Annotated in this window: 19 protein-coding genes and 2 pseudogenes; all 21 read right to left on the bottom strand. The window is 51.3% G+C overall.

Annotated elements, in window-relative coordinates; translation table 11 throughout:
* Window positions 1–191: 191 nt before the first annotated feature.
* Window positions 192–886 (bottom strand): annotated as a pseudogene (locus SIB38_RS09715) (IS6 family transposase).
* 55 nt (window positions 887–941) lie between these two features.
* Window positions 942–1,085 (bottom strand): annotated as a pseudogene (locus SIB38_RS09710) (IS3 family transposase); the annotation flags it as partial.
* Between the two features lie 51 nt (window positions 1,086–1,136).
* A complete protein-coding gene (locus SIB38_RS09705; RefSeq protein WP_412551927.1) occupies window positions 1,137–1,844 on the bottom strand; it encodes an IS6 family transposase in 708 nt (235 codons plus the stop codon).
* A 31-nt stretch (window positions 1,845–1,875) separates the two neighbouring features.
* Window positions 1,876–3,669, bottom strand: a complete 1,794-nt coding sequence (locus SIB38_RS09700) for an ATP-binding protein (protein ID WP_412551926.1) — start codon at window positions 3,667–3,669, stop codon at window positions 1,876–1,878.
* 50 nt (window positions 3,670–3,719) lie between these two features.
* The gene (locus tag SIB38_RS09695) at window positions 3,720–4,220 is read right to left on the bottom strand and encodes a molybdopterin-dependent oxidoreductase (protein WP_412551925.1); all 501 of its coding nucleotides are present in this window, start codon (window positions 4,218–4,220) and stop codon (window positions 3,720–3,722) included.
* Window positions 4,221–4,553: 333 nt separating this feature from the next.
* A complete protein-coding gene (locus tag SIB38_RS09690) occupies window positions 4,554–4,883 on the bottom strand; it encodes a hypothetical protein (RefSeq protein WP_412551924.1) in 330 nt (109 codons plus the stop codon).
* A 12-nt stretch (window positions 4,884–4,895) separates the two neighbouring features.
* Complete coding sequence (locus tag SIB38_RS09685; RefSeq protein WP_412551923.1) at window positions 4,896–5,471, bottom strand: tyrosine-type recombinase/integrase; 576 nt, start codon at window positions 5,469–5,471, stop codon at window positions 4,896–4,898.
* An 18-nt stretch (window positions 5,472–5,489) separates the two neighbouring features.
* On the bottom strand, window positions 5,490–6,299 hold the full coding sequence (locus SIB38_RS09680; protein WP_412551922.1) for a hypothetical protein: 810 nt from the start codon (window positions 6,297–6,299) through the stop codon (window positions 5,490–5,492).
* Window positions 6,300–6,473: 174 nt separating this feature from the next.
* On the bottom strand, window positions 6,474–7,181 hold the full coding sequence (locus tag SIB38_RS09675) for an IS6 family transposase (protein WP_412551921.1): 708 nt from the start codon (window positions 7,179–7,181) through the stop codon (window positions 6,474–6,476).
* Window positions 7,182–7,449: 268 nt separating this feature from the next.
* Entirely contained in the window at window positions 7,450–7,782 is a 333-nt protein-coding gene (locus SIB38_RS09670) for an L-rhamnose mutarotase (protein ID WP_412551920.1), read from the bottom strand.
* A gap of 9 nt (window positions 7,783–7,791) precedes the next feature.
* A complete protein-coding gene (locus tag SIB38_RS09665) occupies window positions 7,792–8,631 on the bottom strand; it encodes an amidohydrolase family protein (protein WP_412551919.1) in 840 nt (279 codons plus the stop codon).
* A complete protein-coding gene (locus tag SIB38_RS09660; RefSeq protein WP_412551918.1) occupies window positions 8,628–9,593 on the bottom strand; it encodes an aldo/keto reductase in 966 nt (321 codons plus the stop codon). The genes SIB38_RS09665 and SIB38_RS09660 overlap by 4 nt, the downstream gene beginning before the upstream one ends.
* Window positions 9,594–9,602: 9 nt before the next feature.
* Window positions 9,603–10,799 (bottom strand): UxaA family hydrolase, encoded by a 1,197-nt coding sequence (locus tag SIB38_RS09655; protein WP_412551917.1) that lies wholly within the window; start codon window positions 10,797–10,799, stop codon window positions 9,603–9,605.
* A gap of 3 nt (window positions 10,800–10,802) precedes the next feature.
* A complete protein-coding gene (locus SIB38_RS09650) occupies window positions 10,803–11,102 on the bottom strand; it encodes a UxaA family hydrolase (protein ID WP_412551916.1) in 300 nt (99 codons plus the stop codon).
* Complete coding sequence (locus SIB38_RS09645; protein WP_412551915.1) at window positions 11,099–12,001, bottom strand: GntR family transcriptional regulator; 903 nt, start codon at window positions 11,999–12,001, stop codon at window positions 11,099–11,101. The genes SIB38_RS09650 and SIB38_RS09645 overlap by 4 nt, the downstream gene beginning before the upstream one ends.
* A 39-nt stretch (window positions 12,002–12,040) precedes the next feature.
* Entirely contained in the window at window positions 12,041–12,712 is a 672-nt protein-coding gene (locus tag SIB38_RS09640) for an RraA family protein (protein WP_412551914.1), read from the bottom strand.
* Between the two features lie 11 nt (window positions 12,713–12,723).
* Window positions 12,724–13,503 carry an SDR family NAD(P)-dependent oxidoreductase gene (locus SIB38_RS09635; protein ID WP_412551913.1) on the bottom strand — a complete coding sequence of 260 codons (780 nt, stop codon included), beginning with the start codon at window positions 13,501–13,503 and terminating at the stop codon, window positions 12,724–12,726.
* The gene (locus tag SIB38_RS09630) at window positions 13,496–14,530 is read right to left on the bottom strand and encodes a zinc-binding alcohol dehydrogenase family protein (RefSeq protein WP_412551912.1); all 1,035 of its coding nucleotides are present in this window, start codon (window positions 14,528–14,530) and stop codon (window positions 13,496–13,498) included. Before SIB38_RS09630 ends, SIB38_RS09635 begins: the two co-directional genes overlap by 8 nt.
* A 72-nt stretch (window positions 14,531–14,602) precedes the next feature.
* Window positions 14,603–15,514, bottom strand: a complete 912-nt coding sequence (locus tag SIB38_RS09625; RefSeq protein WP_412551911.1) for a sugar ABC transporter substrate-binding protein — start codon at window positions 15,512–15,514, stop codon at window positions 14,603–14,605.
* Between the two features lie 102 nt (window positions 15,515–15,616).
* Window positions 15,617–16,570 (bottom strand): ABC transporter permease, encoded by a 954-nt coding sequence (locus tag SIB38_RS09620; RefSeq protein WP_412551910.1) that lies wholly within the window; start codon window positions 16,568–16,570, stop codon window positions 15,617–15,619.
* Between the two features lie 40 nt (window positions 16,571–16,610).
* The gene (locus tag SIB38_RS09615; protein WP_412551909.1) at window positions 16,611–17,390 is read right to left on the bottom strand and encodes an ATP-binding cassette domain-containing protein; all 780 of its coding nucleotides are present in this window, start codon (window positions 17,388–17,390) and stop codon (window positions 16,611–16,613) included.
* Window positions 17,391–17,876: the final 486 nt, after the last annotated feature.

Here is a 17,876-nt window from a genome sequence, read left to right as displayed (position 1 = left end):
GGTATCAATTTGACACCAGAAGATTGTTATCAACCTGGCTCCCTCCACGCAACCTCATTTTCTCGAAAAATGGTGCTGTCAGACGGATTCGAACTCGTCTCAGTTAGGACAGTTCCATTGCCCTTTACTCCACACTGAGGTGCTGTCAGACTAATTCGAACGAGTCTCAGCTAGGACAGATTTTCTGCCCTTTATTCGGCGCAAAGTTGGCGCCACTCGGTCAGAGCGGCGCCACGGTTCAGTTCGAAATTTTGTCTAGAATAGAGACTGCGCTCCGAATTGAAGAGGTTGAGAACAGAAGCGTGGACTGAAGCGAACTTTTGCAAACTTCGTAGCCGCCGGAAACGCTGCATGGCACGTTCTCTTCGTCGAAAAGGCAGGTGCGAGTTTTCTGCTCGGTTGTTCACCCAGCGACCTGTTTCCTGCCGACCTGCGTTGCCAATTACCTTCAATGCTGCACTGTAGGATCGAAGCTTGTCTGTGACGATTACTTCAGGACGGCCAAACCTACGCATTGATTTCTTGAAAAATTTCAATGCTGCCTTCCGATCTCGCGTCTTCGTCACATAGCTTTCTAGGACCTCACCCTCATGATCAACGGCCCGCCAAAGGTAGTACCTCTCGCCGTTGATCTTCACGAACATTTCGTCCAGATGCCATTTCCAATTTGAGTGGCAACGCATTGACTGAGATCGTCTCTTGCGAATTTGGGATCGAACCGTTGCCACCAAAACCGAACGGACTCATAGCTCACGTCGATGCCGCGTTCGTGTAGCAGATCTTCGACGTTCCTGAGCGACAGTAGAAACCGAATGTACATCATCACTGCAAGGCGGATGATCTCAGGGCTGGTTTTGAAGTAGCGAAATGAGGATGGTTTTGGCATAGCGTAACGCTACCGCCCCACCCTATTCGTCTCAAGCCGGTTTCCTCTGACATGACCAAAGCCGCCCCTTCTTCGGTTGTTTTGCTGGAACCTTCAGCCCCTCTCGTCGCCATAGCCGTTCGACACGACCATCACTCACGGACCAACCCGCCTCTCTGAGCAGAGCCGCGATCTGCCGATAGCCGTAGCGGCCAAACGGTGCTGTCAGACGGATTCGGGCTCGTCTCAGCTGGGACAGTGATGCTGCTCTTTAATCCGCACAAAGTTGGCGCCACTCAGAGAGAGCAGCAGCACGGTTTAACTTGAAATTTGGTCTGGATTGGAGACAGCGCTCCGAGTCGAATAGGTTGAGAACAGAGGCGTGGACGGACACGAACCTCTGCAGACTTCGCAATCGCCGGAAGCGCAGCATCGCCCTCTCCCTTCGTCGAAATGGAAGATGGGAATTCTCGGCTCGATTATTCACCCAGCGGCCAGTTTCTTGCCGGTCCGCGTTGCCAATTTCCTTCAACGCGGCGCCGTAAGAGCGTAGCTTGTCTGTCACGACCGCATTTGGGCGGCCATACCTACGCATTGATTTCTTGAGAAATTTCAATGCTGCCTTCTTATCTCGGGTCTTTGTCACATAGCTTTCCAAGACTTCGCCCTCGTGATCGACAGCCCGCCAAAGGTAGTACCGCTCGCCGTTTATCTTCACAAACATCTCGTCCAGATGCCATTTCCAGTTCGAGTGACAACGCATCGATTGAGATCGTCTCTTGCGGATTTCCGAGGAGAATTTCGGCCCAAACCTCAGCCACCAAAACCGAACAGATTCATAACTCACGTCGATGCCGCGTTCGTGTAGCAGATCTTCGACGTTCCTGAGCGACAGTGGAAACCGGATATACATCATCACCGCCAAGCGAATGATTTCTGGTGACGTTCGAAAGCAACGGAAGGGGCTACGTTTGGTCATGGAGCGAGGCTACGCAACCGCCCTACCCTCATCAAGAGCCATCCCTCTGACAAAGTCTTTCCAGAAGTTCGCTCTTTGAAACTGGTTTACTCACCACATCGTCGGCACCATTCTCGATATAATTTGAAATCTGATGGCTCATAACATTTGCAGTCACAGCAATAATTCTGGCCCTTTTCTTCATATTTTTCGATTCATTTTTCCGAATAAGATTTGTTGCCACAATTCCATCCATAATTGGCATCTGCACATCCATAAGAATTACATCGTATTCATTCTTAATTGCAGCCTTCACAGCGGCCAAACCGTTCCCAACCTCATCTATATGAAGCTGCGTTTTCCGAAGATATCTTTTTAATAGAAATATATTAGATTTATTATCATCAGCAATAAGCAAGCTACCCGATATATGATGAATTTCACATTCCGACAGATCAACCTCATTTCCAACCTGACCTATCAGACCCAGATCATTTTTTTCACCTTTCACCCCCTCCAATAGAGGTAACTCAAACCAAAATACAGAGCCTTCAAATCTTTCACTCTTTACGTATAAGTCACCACCCATACTTTGACACAGATTTTTCGATATAGTCAGCCCTAGCCCAGTTCCACCCTTTGATCGACTGATACTACTATCAGCTTGGGAGAAAGGCTCGAATATTCTTTCATGTAATTCTGGATTAATCCCCTCCCCACTATCGCGCACTTCAAATATAACAAAGCCGTCGCGTTCTGCTCGCCTGACATTGACCTCTATGCAACCCATTTCAGTAAATTTTATAGCATTTCCAATAAGGTTATGTAAAACTTGATTGATGCGCGTTTCATCTCCAAACAGAACATAAGGAAGGTTATCATCGCATTGTAGCTTTAGGGAATTACTTTTTTCACGAGCCAGAGGCGCATAGAGGCCTATACAAGTTCTCAAGCTATCCCTTATATTGAACTCATTAAATTCAAAATCAATCTTTCCCGTTTCAATCTTAGAGAGATCCAGCAAATCATTTATAGTTCTCAATAATGAGTTGCCCGAGTGCGATACTACCTTGAGACAATCTCTTTGATCCTTTGTCACCGGCGTTTCGAGGAGCTCGTTTGTCACCCCGATAATGGCATTGAGCGGAGTTCTTATTTCATGACTTACGTTTGCGAGAAATTGTGTCTTCGTTTTGTTCGCCAATGACGCTGCTTGGGCTTGTGCGCGCAAAGTATGTTCCTTATCTCTTGCCTGAGACAGAAATTTTGCTTCTATAATAAGATATATAGTTAGCAAGCATATGAGACCCAAAACTATTCGCTCTCGCATCGCCTCACGTGATTTGACCATCCGTTCATAGTCACGTTTAGGAAATGCCCTCGAGATATAAGTCTTTTGCCACTCTCCATGCAATGCCATTGCATGAAAATTTATATTGTCTTGAACTATGCTCAGAAAGTCACTCTGCAAAGGAACACTTGAGTAAATTGCTTCTTCGACTGATTGCAAGTAAGACTTAAGTTCATCCATGGGCTTCTTGAATTCTGGAAAGAATCGCAAGTCTGTACTCAGCGCAATATCAACATTGCTCCATAGTATTTCATAGCGCAGTAATGCAGTTTCGTACTTTTCGCCTTCTTCTTTTTTTCCAACCTGATTTTGATATATTATATCATCGATAATTTTTACTACATTTTGAGCCTCAAATATTACTTCACTAAGCCTCCAGTTCGTTTCGGCTGTATTTTCCAGTGATCTTTGCCTCAGAAGTTCCTGCTCTCGATGATCAATAAAAAAGATCAATTGCAGGGCCAGCAAAAGAAATACCGCTATAACTGTCTTCAAGTTGCTTAGTCTCAAATTTATACCTCTGATCCAGAAGGGCGGTCTACTTATTAATCAGCAAGTACTTCTATATACCTAAGTTGCCATATCATTTTTTCATCATCGCTTGATCTATAACTTAGATCCTTCTGCTTTGGATAAATTATCCATATTGGCCCCCTGTCTCTTATTCTCATTGGCTTCCCATTATGGTCCATCGCAAGGATAACATCTTTTTGGAATGCATCAGAAACTGGTATTTCAACGCTGTATCCGTCTAATGCTAGCGCTCTTAATTTCCCTGATGATACACCTATAAATCTGAGCAAATCGGCTAATGGAGTTCCTGAAAAACTGTGAGCGCCATCCAAAAATGAATTTTCAACAGTCACGTCTTTCCAAGCCATCTTTTTTAGGCTGTCCCTGTCAAAATCTATAGTATTTTTATTATTTGCAAGTGACATTTCGCCAGTAATCGTAAGAATAACTGATTGCGCTGTGGCGGAACTACCAAGATTTAGGGACGCAATCGTCGTGACGATGGTACAAATTGCGATACGAAACAATGTCATGGTTCTTCACTCCTACATCCTACGGTTTGAACAAAAAAGTCTAAATTTTTCGTTAAACCTTATAGAGATGCTGTCAGACGGATTCAAACTTGTCTCAGTTAGGACAGTTCCGTTGCTCCTTATTCCACACAGAGACCGCGCCACTCGGCGAGGGCGACGGCGCGGTTCAACTTGAAGTTTGGTCTGGAGTAATGTCTACGTTCCGAATTGAAGAGGTTGTGTCCGTCATCAGAGTTTTTGGAACCAAGGCTCGCCGTCGATGTCGATCACGCGGATGTTGCTGTTGTTGAAGTCGAAGAGTTGAAGTGCGTTGTTGGACGCTGGGCCTCAAACTTACGCCGTATCACCCCAACTTGCACGGCCCCACCAACCGAAAAACACCGCCGCGCCTACTTGTACAGAAGCGTTGAACGTCTCGGCTTCCAGTACTAACCCAAACTCTTGCAACAGCATTACCGGTACCCCGATGGCCAGTACTCCCAAACCCGCGCCAAGTGTCCCGCCTATCGCTGCTTTGGTAAACCGCTCCTTTGCCTTCAACTTCCCAATCACCCCAAGGCACCAGCGTATACAGAGGATTGCCGCAATATAGGCCGCGAACCACAACAAGCCCGCCCCTCCGCTGCCTTCCGCTCCGTAGACATCTCCTAGCTCAAAGTTCATCGTATCTGACCTCTAAAACGCCTCAAGGTATCCGGCCTCCTTTAAGGCGACCCAGACCCTCTGCTGCCACTCCCGCAGCTGCTTAGGCTCTAGGCCATGGTCATACACGTCCATGGCTTCTTTTTCTTTCGCCCAACCGCCCAACTCTTGCCGAACATCTCTGGGAACACCTGCTCTCTTCGCATGTGTAGCCCATGTGTGCCTGAACGAGTGCATAACCAGTCGTCCGTCCGTGTCGGCACCTAGAGTGTCCCGCCTGAAGCGAGTAAACCACTGCGACACTGAGCTTGCCTTGCCGTTGCTGGGCCTCTGTGGCCACTCATGAAAAAGCCTACGCTTGTCGCTGGGTCGGTCATGCTGCGCCTGCGTAGCGCCCCCCACACGCGCTGCCAGTAGGCGCTGGGCGTCTTCAACAAGCGGTATGAAGCGTCGTGCGTTGTCGGTCTTGCCGTCTGGGATAGTGAAGCCTGAGCCATCGGGTTCGACATGCCTCAACTCTAGGGAAGCGACCTCGTCCGCCCTGCCCCCAGTAGACAGTGATAGCCTCAGTATGTCGGCTTTCTTGGTTCCCCAATCCGGCTCCGCCATGAAGAGCTTGGTCACTTCTTATGCAGTAAAGGCATCACGCTTCTGGGCCTTCTTCGCCCTGTTGGTCTTCTTACGGGAGATGCCTTGCGCCTCGCGGACCCGAGGATTGGCGACAGCGCTACCGCCTTTCCCCCTCAAGACACGCCTGTCAGTGATTGCCCACGCCCACAGCCCGCGCAAGTGTGTAGTATGTTTATCGACCGTCGTAGGCGACACCTTGGCCGTCAGTGGTAGGTACTCAGTTTGAAACTTAAACGCACTCTGCGCTGTGACATCCGCAAGTGTCGCGCCGTCTCCCAAGTAGGCCGCCAGATGTTTCACTGAGGACCTCACGTCGTTCATAGTTGAGCGCTTTAGTGGGTCAAGCCCGAGTGGGTTTCCCTCCAACCTGTCGTCCAGATACTGCTCCAACGCCTCGGCCAGCGGTAGCTTTCCCTTGAGGACCACATCAGCGAACTGCTGGGCCTCTTTCGCGTAGCCTGCTTCCGTGGCCCTGTCTAACTGCTCTGTCAGGATCAGGTCATGCTCGTCACCTTCGACTGCCCGCAGCTCCCGCCAAGCCTTGGCATTCTCTGGTGAGAGATCGATGATGCCGCCGATGCTCTTTTGACCTTTGGCTTTCTTGGCCTCAGCCTCGAGTTGCCAGAGTTGACCGATGCGCACATCTCTCGTCCGCACGGCTTCAGCGTACTTCGTGGTGTCCAAACCCAGCTTGAGGGTCTTACCGAACGGCTTCCCTGTCCAAGGGTTTTCGGTACCGACCAACACTTCAGGTGTCTTGATGCGCAGAGAGTAGCCCTTGCCTCGGGGTCTTTCGAGATAGCGCATGTCACGAGCTTCCTCGTGTGCGCCTCCGTCGTCTTCGTCGATGTGGTACACCACGTACTACATGCACCCCTGTACTACATGCAATTCTCACCTTACAAATCAATGACTTAGATAAGGTGGCGGTGCTGTCAGACGGATTCGAACTCGTCTCAGCTTGGACAGCGACACTGCCCTTTATTCTGCGCAGAGACCACGCCACTCAGAGAGAGCGACGGCACGGTTCAACTTGAATTTCGACCTGGAATAATAACTGCGTTCCGAATTGAAGAGGTTGAGAACAGAGGCGTGGACGGAAGCGAACTTCTGCAAACTTCGAAGCCTGCGAAAGCGCTGCATCACTCGTTCTCGTCGTCGAAACGGAAGATGTGAGTTTTCCGCTCGATTGTTGACCCAACGGCCTGTTTCCTGCTTATCCACATTACCGATTTCTCTCATCGCAGCACCGTACGATCCAAGTTTATCGGTTACGATCACCTTTGGGCGACCGTATCTACGCATTGATTTCTTGAGGAATTTCAACGCGGCCTTCATGTCACGTGTCTTCGTGACAAAGCTTTCGAGCAACTCACCTTCGTGGTCTACGGCTCGCCAAAGGTAGTGCCGTTCACCGTTGATCTTCACGAACATCTCATCCAGATGCCACTTCCAGTTCGAGTGATTGCGCATCGATTGAGACCGCTTCTTGCGAATTTCGGAGGCAAACTTCGGACCAAACCGTTGCCACCAGAAACGCACAGATTCATAGCTCACATCGATGCCACGTTCATGAAGCAAATCCTCGACGTTTCTGAGCGATAGCGGAAACCGGACATACATCATTACCGCCAGCCGAATGATCTCTGGCGACGTTCGAAAGTAGCGAAAAGGGGATTTATTGGCCATGGAGGGACGCTACTTCCCAGCCCGACCAGCCTCAAGTGCCATCGCTCTGACAAGACCTTCTGTTGTATCGAACTATACAGGCACTCTGTTGGGGCTTACTGGCGATCACTAGCCGAAACGACTTTGTCTTGGGCGTTGACTGGAGCCAACCCCCAAAACGACAAAGCTTGTGCCAACTGTATGACGTCAGCGCCTGTGGCACAGTTTTGTTGAGGGAGCACAAAGTCGAAGTAAGCCCAATATTTGGCGAGCCACGCCAATTCAGCGCTTATTTCAAATAGAACACATGCTCCATTCCGGCCCACCACTCGTCATTCCCGCGCGTTTCTAGTGGGCGCTGCATTGGGCCACACACCGACCACCACTTTTGCGTCACTTCATCCTCAGAAATGGCAGCCATATCGGCGTCAAAATCCTCACCCGTGTATTCCCAATAGCTGAACATCAGGTTTTCAGGCTCTCTCAGGAATATCGAATAATTTGAGATATTGGACTTTTTCAACCGCGCCAAAACCTCCGGCCAAACATTCGCGTGGAGACGTTTATATTCAGGAATATCGTCGGGAGAGATTCCAATGATCATACCCATGCGTTGTACCATCACAAATTCCTATGCCGTTGAAAGATTGTAGAAGGACATCGCATTGCCCCCCATGATTTGGGCACGTTCCGTTTCGGTATAGTCGGATAGCAGACGATCTACAGTCTGGCGCCAAATTTTGTACGATGAAGCGAGGGTCACCACAGGCCAGTCGCTGCCAAATATTGTCTTCTCCGGCCCGAACCTAGCCAAAACGTGTTCGGCAAACGGGGCCAAATCAGCAAATTGCCAATCGGGACCGATTTCCGTGACCATCCCCGAAAGCTTGCAATGTACATTGGGCATCTCTGCGAGTTTTGCCATGCCAGACAGCCAAGCCGGGTCAGGCCTTTGTCCGTCCCCCATGGCAGGTTTGGCAACGTGATCGACCACGATCTTCAGATCGGGATGTCGCATCGCTACTTTGTGTATTGCCGCCAAATGCCGGGGTTGGATCAACGCATCAAAACAGAGACCAACCTCTCCCATATGCACCAAAGCTGGCTGCACTTTGTCTTGAAGTATCCAATTTGTGTCTTCGACATTCTGTAACATTGGGCGTAGGCCCTTGAGCGCCGGGTTGCAACCTAGCTTGTCGATGATCTCTATCGCGTCCTCAGCACTAAGATCCACCCAGCCGACAACGCCTGCGACCCAATCCGTTTTCTCAGCAATCTCCAAAATGAAGTCTGTCTCCGCGACAGTGTCGGTCGCCTGGACAATCACCGTCTTATTAACGCCTGCAGTCTGCAATAGTGGTGCCAGGTCAGTGGGGCCAAAATCCTTGTAAATTGGAGCGACCGAGGCATTGGGCCAAGGGTAGTCCCCTCGACTCAAGGTCCAAAAGTGCTGATGCGCGTCGACGATCATGCATCGCTTCCAATCAGTCCCTGGACGCGCAGATCGTCCCACAAAGCTGCCGGAAGAGTGGCCCGGAATTGTTCCATGTTGCGCAACAAGGAAGAGGCCTTTGTCGTCGCCACCAATGTCGAAGCCACAAGCGGGCTTTGATCAGGGTATTGCAGTGCAGCGGCAGGTAAGGCCACGTCATGGCTAGCGCAAATAGTCTCAATCTTCGCAACGCGTGCGAGAATATCCTCAGATGCAGGCGCATAGTTAAAGTGCGCACCTTTCACCGGTCCCGTAGCCAGAATACCAGAGTTGAACACCCCGCCGATCACAAGCCGAATGCCGTGCGCGACAAGCTGATCAAACAGCCGCGCCTGCGCGGATTGATCCAAAAGCGTGAAGCGCCCTGCGAGCAAGATCAAGTCCATATCAAATTGACCAATCATCTCTTCACAAATTTCAACAGTGTTCACACCCAGCCCGACCGCTTTGATGTCTCCACTTGCTTTCAGCTCTTCCAGCGCTTTTACGCCGCTATCTAGAAGCTGTGAACGATGCTCAAGCGTATCTGTCCCAGCATCCGGGTCACCTATATCGTGCACGAACAGGATATCGATACGATTGAGCCCAAGCCTCTGATAGCTTTGCTCTACAGAGCGCATAATCCCGTCGTAAGTGAAATCGAAATGTTGTTTGAATGGCCATGCATTGTGAAACCCATTCACCACATCGGGAGGATTTAGGTCTGGAGTTAACACCCTTCCGATTTTGGTAGATAGGACCCAGCCCGCGCGATCTCGTAAGAAATCCCCCAGCAGGCCCTCTGCTGCACCATTGCCATAATGCGGTGCGGTGTCGAAATAGCGAATTCCCTGAGCCCAAGCCGTATTTAGGACCTCTTGGACCGCAATTTTGCTGACGGGACGATAAAGCCCAGCCAATGCGGCGGTGCCCAAGGATAAGCGATGCGTTTCGTTCAACATAAAATAGCTCTAGTTTGGGTGGCAACCGGGCTCGAAGGGAGCCGCGGTTTTATAGGTCAGCACGAACTCAACATGTCCAAGCGCCTCGGACGCGGTCTTTCCCTCAGCACCCAGCCCAATGAGTTTGTCAAAAATCTCAGTACCGACCTCTTCCAGATCGCCCTGCCCTCTCAAAATACGCCCGGCGTTTACATCCATATCGGCAAACATACGGTCATAAGTCTCAGGGTTGGCACAGACCTTCAGCACGGGAGAGATCGCAGACCCGACAACGGATCCTCGCCCTGTAACGAAGATCACGGCATGTGCTCCGCATGAAATCAACTCAATGATCTCAGCATTGTCGTTGATGTTCGGGTAGCCATATTTTGGAGGCCCATCAGGCACCACATCAAGCAAGTAAAGCCCGCCTGTTTTGGCCCGTTCCGCTGGTCGCAAGATGCCGCTGATCTGGCTTTGACCTGACTTCGCATAGGCGCCGAGTGATTTTTCTTCGATGGTCGACAACCCTCCCTGCGCGTTGCCGTTCGAGAAAGATCCATATCCCATGGCCGCATAATAGCTCGCGGCCTTTTCGACGGTCCGAATGATCGCTGGTCGGAGGCTGTGGGACACGGCGCGTTCGGCCATGACGTGTTCGCAGCCAATTAGCTCTCCGGTTTCTTCAAAGATACAGGTCGCGCCCTTTGTAACCAGTTTGTCAAAAGCGACCCCTGCCGCCGGATTGCCTGTGATACCAGATGTCGCATCCGAACCGCCACAAATTGTGCCAATGACCAGCTCAGAGACATCCATCGGAACTTTCGGCAAAGCGTTGATCTCCGCCTGTGTCTGCGCAATCCAATCACGCCCCTTTGCGACTGCCGCAGCGGTGCCACCTGTGTCTTGAATGGTGATCACGTTCACCGGGCGTCCCGAGACACGAACGGCTTCTGCCAGTTGCATCTTTTTGAAGTTTTCACAGCCCAGTGACACCAATTGCACAGCGCCGACATTAGGGTGCGTGCAAAGCGCTTCCATCATATCTTGACCATAGTCAGACGGAAAGCACCCTGAGAATCCAATGACTTGAACGTCACTTTCGTCAAACTGCCGCGCGATTTGTTTGCACACGTGGTGCGCACATTCTACGAGGTATGCAACCAAGATCACATTGCGTATCCCCTTGCGCCCATCCCCGCGTTTCCAGGCCATCATCTCGCTCATGCGTTACTCCATGATCTCAACTGTGGTATGTCGGCTGGTTAGGTTGTGGACGTGCACATGGTCCCCAACTGCGATATCGGAGGCCGCATACCCCAAAGGGAAGCCGTATTTTAGAATATCAGCCCCCTTAGGAATTGGCGTCAAAGCCAATTTGTGCCCGAGGCCAAGCGTATCTTTGATGGTCACGGAGTGGCCCGCGATCTGGATGATCTCACCGGCTTTGATCGTCGTGGTCAAAACGCCAACGTTGTCACCCAAGGCAAGCACTAACAGCCGGGGGTCTGTGTTTGGCAATTTGCTCATGTTTCGGCTTCCCAAGAGACAGAGTTCAGCAGCGTTGTCCGCGCAGCGATCAGGTGGTCTTGGAACTTGAGGACGGCGGTGTCGGTATCGCCTGCCTGCAGGGATGTGATGACATCCAAATGTTGATGCGCAGCAACCAAATTGCGCGCGCGTTCGTCCTGTTTGTTCCAGCGGTAATGATAGTGAAAAATCACAGAGACCAGTTCGTAAAAGTCATCGATGAAACGGTTCTTGAGGTCCGTTACTAAGATGCGGTGGAATTGTTCGTCGAGGCGCGGAAAATTCAGATATTCTGTTTCAATGCTGTCGATGATCTTGTGATGTGCCACATCCAAAGAAACCAAATCCTTCCAAGCCTTACCTTCAGATCCAAGCGAAACCAAATTCCGTAGGGCACGCAGTTCAAACATCTCTCGAACGTCAAACAGCTCAATCGCGAACTCTTGCGTGAACCCCCGCAAAACCCAATGGCGATTTGGTTCCTTTTCTATCAAGCCAAAGCGAGAGAACTTGATCAAACACTCCCGCAGAACCGAGGTGCTGGCATTAAATTCTCGCACCATCTCGCTTTCATGCAAAATTGAGCCGGGTTTAAGGTCACCGCCCAGAATGTGTTCCATGAACTGGGTTTCGACCCGTTCGCTCGTGGACAGTGTTTCTTCCTTGGCGAAATAGTCTGTGGCCTTAGGCTTGCGTAAAACGGTTTTGCTGCGCCCAGCCCATTCAATGATACCCGCCTCATTCAACTGTTTCAGCACGGCACGGACGGTGGTTCGGCTGATGCCCAGCATTTGGGTCAACTCCACCTCCGAAGGCAGTGTGTTCTCAACCCCCAACGTCGCGACGTAATCTAGGCTACGGTTTAGGCTATCTTTGTATATTGAATTATCACGTGACATTGAGAGACCGTAAGTTGCTTAGCGTGATGTCTAACTGTCCTACATTACACCAAAAGTTGCAAAAGCCTCTTGCGTAGACATGCCTGCACGGATGGCCTTCGCAACGTCGTTTTCAGTGCGGACCTTTTGTAAGGCGTCAGAAATGGCCTGCTGTTCAACGGCTTTCGGAATGATCAGAACTCCCTCATCATCGGCAAATATCAGGTCGCCGTCTTCAATACGCACGCCTTCGATTGAGATTGGGATGCGGTAATCCAACACCTTCCCGCGCACGCCCTGATCCTGAGCAAAGGCGCCGCGAGAAAAAGCTGGAAACCCTAGATTTCGGATTTCAGCGGTGTCGCGGATATACCCATCTAAAATTGCTCCTACTGCCTTTAGGTGTAGCGCTCGAGTGGACATCAACCCGCCCCAAAGAGCGTATTCCAACGATGATCCTGTAGCGATGTAAATCTCGTCTTCTTTTAGATCATCAAGAGCCGCAAACATCAGGCCAAAAGGTTGATCTGATAAGGGGCCGTGACCTTCCCCTTCCAGATAATCTGCTTCCAAAACCGGCATTGCACGGCCAGCGAGTTTCGTGTCGGGCAGCAGTGGTTTGATGGGCTGTGGTAGAAACTGATGGCGATAGCCCAAAACATCCAAAACATCGCCAACAGCAGCGGTAAACAGTTTGTCTCTCATCACCCGAAACAGATCTTTATCCGTCATGGTCACTGCCCTCAAAATCCGGTTGCTCCACCGCCATCGACAAGCAAGACTTGGCCGGTGATATATTTCGCTGCCGGTGACGCAAGGAAAGCGCAGGCCCAGCCGATGTCTTCGGGATCACCAAGCGACCCCATCGGGATCCGGCTCATGATTTTGGCTTTGCGTTCGGGGTCACCCTTTGTGGCGGCACGGAACACATCCGTGTCGATCCATCCCGGGGCCACGCCATTCACACGAATGCCGCTTTCAGCGAACTCTGCGGACAATGCCCGGATCACGCCATTGATGGCGGTTTTCGAAATCGTATAGCCTGAGACATTGGGTTGACCGATATAAGCAGTCATGGAGGAGATAAATAGAACTGAACCCGTTCTGTCCTCTTCCAACATCCGACCCATAACCGCACGGCTGAGCTCAAGAGCGCCTCGAACGTGAACGTCAAATACACTGTCAAACTCACTCAGGTCGGATTCCATGAATGGTTTTTTAACAGTGTTGCCGGCGTTGTTGATCAGAATATCAAAGCTGCCGTGCTCTGCCTGCATCTGAGCCGCAAGCCCCGCGATCTCAGACATATTTGTTAGGTCAAGTACCTGATATGCGGTGCCATGCCCAATCTCCTCGCAAGCGTTTTGCAAGACATCTTCGCGACGGCCTGCGATCACCACCTGCGCACCGCTTTCAGCAAGGCTTTTAGAAATGGCTTTGCCCAGCCCCGTACCGCCCCCGGTCACAAGGGCCTTTTTACCCGTCAAACCGTATTTCTGTGCGAGAAGAGAGCTATCAGTCATTGGTGCGACCCTGCATGTCGATCATAATTTTGAAGGTGTGTTGACGGTTTGCTTCCCAATAAGGGAATGCCTCTGCGGCTTCGTTCCAAGGCAAAGTGCGCGAGATCAGTAGTTCTGCAAGGTTGCGATTGGCTTCGACGTAATTCATCACATCCTCAAAATCAGCGCGCGTCGCATTGCGAGAGCCCATGATATCGAGCTCTTTCAAATTGAAGAGCGAAGTGTTGTAGCTGACTTCTGATTTGGCATAGCCGACATAGACAACCCGGCCACTAAAGCAGACCAAATCAATCGCGTTGCGGAAGGTTTCAGGGATGCCAACGGCTTCAATCACCACATCTACCCCTTCCCCTTCGGTCAGGACATCGATCCGAGCTTGAAGGTCTTCCGTCATCGGGTTGATCACCGTCTCAGCGCCCAACCGGCGAAGAGTGTCGTGTTTGACCTCGCTGACCTCTGCCACAATAACCCGTGCGCCACGTGCAATTGCCCCAAGAACTGCGCCAATGCCTATCATTCCAGCGCCCAAGACCAATACCGTGTCCTCGGAGGCTACCGACCCACGGCTAACCGCATGAAATCCAACCGAAAGCGGCTCTATCAAGGCCAGTTCGGCCATCGAGAGTTTATCGTTCAAAATCAGCTTATCGTAAGGCACTACGATCTGATCTGCCATTCCGCCATCGCGCTGCACGCCAAGTGTTTCATTGTATCGGCACGCATTGACCCGCCCACCACGACACGAGGCGCATTTACCGCAGGCAGTGTAAGGCACCACAATCGCCTTAGAACCTGGCGCGAATTCCTGCGGGACATCTGCACCACATTGGACAACCGTGCCTCCGATTTCGTGGCCAGGAATTCTAGGCAACCCGGCCAACGGATTCATGCCACGAAAAGTATTCAGATCGCTGCCGCAAAGACCCACGCAGCCAACATCCAACAGAACCTCGCTGGGCCCAGGTTCGAGTTTTTCCATCGTCTGGAATGCGGTGCTGCCGACAGATGAGATAACCAATGCTTGCATGAAACGGGGGGCCTTCTGGAAGTAGTCGGAAAGTGCGTCGCCCGCATTTCGCGGGCGACAGTGAAGCGAGTGTTACTTAAATTCACCCACGTTATCAGATGTGATCAGAATGCCGTCGATTGGGGTAAAGGCTGGCACTTCATCACCTTTGATCAGACCGATCAGATTCTGAACCGCTTCCGCACCCATACGGGTATTGTCCTGTTTGATTGTCGCAGCCTGTTCACCTGCTTCGATGGACACAAGGTTCGCCGGATTGCCGTCAAAGCCCACGATCACCAGATCGTCGATCTTGCCCAGTTCGGTCGCCGCAGAAACCGCCGCCAAGGCGCCTGGGTCCCATGCAGAGAAAATCGCCTTGATGTCCGAGTTGGACTGCAGGAAGTTCACCGTGGTTTCGTAAGCACAGGCATCCTGCCAATCACAAATCTGGAAGATCACTTCGTGGCCCGCAGCTTCAGCTGCGTTTTTGACACCGTCACGACGTGCATTGCCTGTTTGGTGGCCTGCCGAACCTCCTAGGATAAGAACAGTACCTTCTTCAAGTTGGTCTACGATGTAATCGCCCGCAACACCAGCTGCAGCAAGATTGTCTGTCTGGACGAGACTCGCCACATGCTCGTGCTCAATCCCAGTATCTACAGCGACAACAGGAATGCCTTTGCGCTTTGCATTGTCCAGAGACGCGTCAAAGGCGCGGTTATCAACAGAACCGATGATGATCCCATCCACACCCATATTGATCGCGCGATCAACAGCGTCTTTCTGTGCTGCCGCATCAGGCGAAGAAGCCGTCAGATCCAGTAGCTCTACGCCCATTTCGTCGGCCTGTGCAGCCGCTGCTTTCGCGACGCCAATCCAGAACGTGTTGTCTGTGGAATAGCCAGTGTAGGCGATGCGCAGATCTTCTGCGAAGGCCGCACCAGCGAGAGCCGTAGTGACGGCCAGGGTTGTTACAATGCCTTTTAGAGCTTTCATTTTCATGGTCTTCCTCCCTTTAGGTTTTAGCTCAGCCCGTTGGTTTCAGGCGGACTTGTCCTGTGGACAATCCTCCTTGCCCAGCAGAATTTTATAAATTTCAGATAGTTACCGAGACGGTCGTCTCCAGACGTCCCAATAGACCGCCAAGATAATGATGATGCCTATCGCAATCCTTTGAACTGAGGTTCCGACCCCCAAGTAGGACAGCCCGACAATAATCGTTTGCATGATCAACATGCCGATCAAGGTTTTGCCTACACCGCCGCGGCCGCCGAACAGGCTCGTCCCACCGATCACAACCGCCGCAATCGCAAAGAGTTCATAGCTTTGACCGCGCGCTGGCATCGCAAAGTTGAGTTTTGAGACTTCAAGTATGGCTGCCGTAGCCGCCAATAGACCACCGATCATGTAGTAATAAATCCGGCTCTTGCGCACATTTACACCGGACAGACGCGCCACCTCTTCGTTACCACCGATTGCGAAGGCATGGTTTCCGAGCTGGGTTTTCGTCAGAAATAGCCCCGTCAGCAGCGCCACACCGAACATGACGATCATCGGCACCAGATAGCCGGACCCCAGAACCTGGAAACTCTCGGGGAACCGCGACAGGTCACGGCCACTCGCAAGAATTTCAGCGATGCCCTTATAGGCGGTCAGCCCTCCAAGCGTCACAATAAAGGCTGGCACCTTGGTAAAAACCTGTATGACCCCATTCAACGCACCCATCGCAGCGCCGGCAAAGAGACCAATCAGTACAGCTATAGACACTGGCAATTCGTATTGCGCCAATGCAATCCCAACGACCACGCCAACCACAGCAAAAATGGAGCCCACCGAGAGGTCCAACCCCCCCGAAATCAGAACCACCGTGGTTCCGCAGGCCAAAATGGCCAAGATCGAGGCCTGTCCAAAGATAGACAGCAAGGTGTCCAGGCTTCGAAAAGGTTCAGACAGAACAAAAAACACCAAATAAATCAGAACCAAGGCCGCCAGGACCTGCCAGATTTGTTGAAATTGGTGCTTTAGCAACTCAAAGCTGGTGGCCGTTGCCGGGGGCATGGAAATCTGGTTTGAGGAATTTTGGGTCATTTCAGACATCTCACGCAGCCTTGCCTTCGGTTGCACCGGTGATCAGACCCACCAGCGTATCGCCATCCACATCTTTCACGTCACGGACCGCAGCCAGCCGGCCGAGGCGCAACACCATGACGCGATCACAGTAATTCATCACATGTTGCATATTGTGGGTGATCATAATCACAGATAGGCCGTGGTCCTTTAGCGAGCGTACAAGGTCCATTGCCATCTTGCTTTCCCGCACACCAAGCGCAGCAGTTGGCTCATCCAAAATGGCGATGCGCTTGCCAAACATCACGGTTTTTGCCAGTGCAACAGCCTGACGCTGCCCACCTGAAAACGCCTCAGCTTCGCGATAGATATCGGCAATACGAATATCCAGCTTTTGGAATAGAGCGCGAATTTCGCTGTCCATCGTGGCAAAATCCAAAGCTCCAAACAGGCGACCAAATAGGTCGGAGCGTTTGATTTCTCGCCCCAAAAACATGTTCTTGGTAATGGAAAGCTCGTTCACCAATGCAAGATCTTGGTAGACCGTTTCGATACCCGCGGCCTTGGCATCCGTGGGCGAATTGATCTCGACCGATTTGCCATCCATTTCAACCTGACCTGCGGTTTTAGAGATGGCTCCGGTCAAGGTCTTGATCAGTGTAGATTTGCCTGCACCGTTGTCGCCAACGACCGCAAGGACTTCGCCTTCGATCAGATCCAGATCTACGGAATCCAACGCAACGACGCCACCGTAGTGCTTGCTAAGGCCATGCGCCCGAAGAATAACCTTGGGCTCTCCCACTGCGGCCATCTACCTTCCCCCCAAAAATGCGTCGCACTCCTTTCTGCGACAATTAGTCTTTAATCCATAAAAAACACTCCGCTATCTCGGTGTCAATTGTTTTTACTGCATTAAGTACATTTCCCAAAAAAACATTTCAAAAGGTGCTGTCATGTGTGGAAGGCTCCGTTTACGCAAGGGTTGATTTGAGCTGATTTTGATCGTCGCAGGTTGCGGTCATGTGTCCGGCCTTTGTGTGCGGTGTACGTGACCGCTGGCCTTGATGAAGTCCGCTTGTCGGATCCCAATCAGACTAACGAGCTTTGAAGCCCTGACAGCACCTCGGGTTATTCCGACATCGGATCCGTTTGATCATCATCACTCACTTCTGCCCTTGCATCTCTTTGTGGCGTTGTCAGGCGCCACATGTCTCTCCTTCGTTCAGATTGTTGGTATGGTGTTGATTGTCACTGAGAACTGACCCGGTATGCCCATAAATTGTCACTGAGAATTGAC

The organism is Shimia sp. MIT910701, assembly GCF_047126315.1.
In the GTDB taxonomy this organism is placed as follows: Bacteria; Pseudomonadota; Alphaproteobacteria; order Rhodobacterales; family Rhodobacteraceae; genus Shimia.
This window is presented reverse-complemented; position numbering and strand designations above follow the sequence as displayed.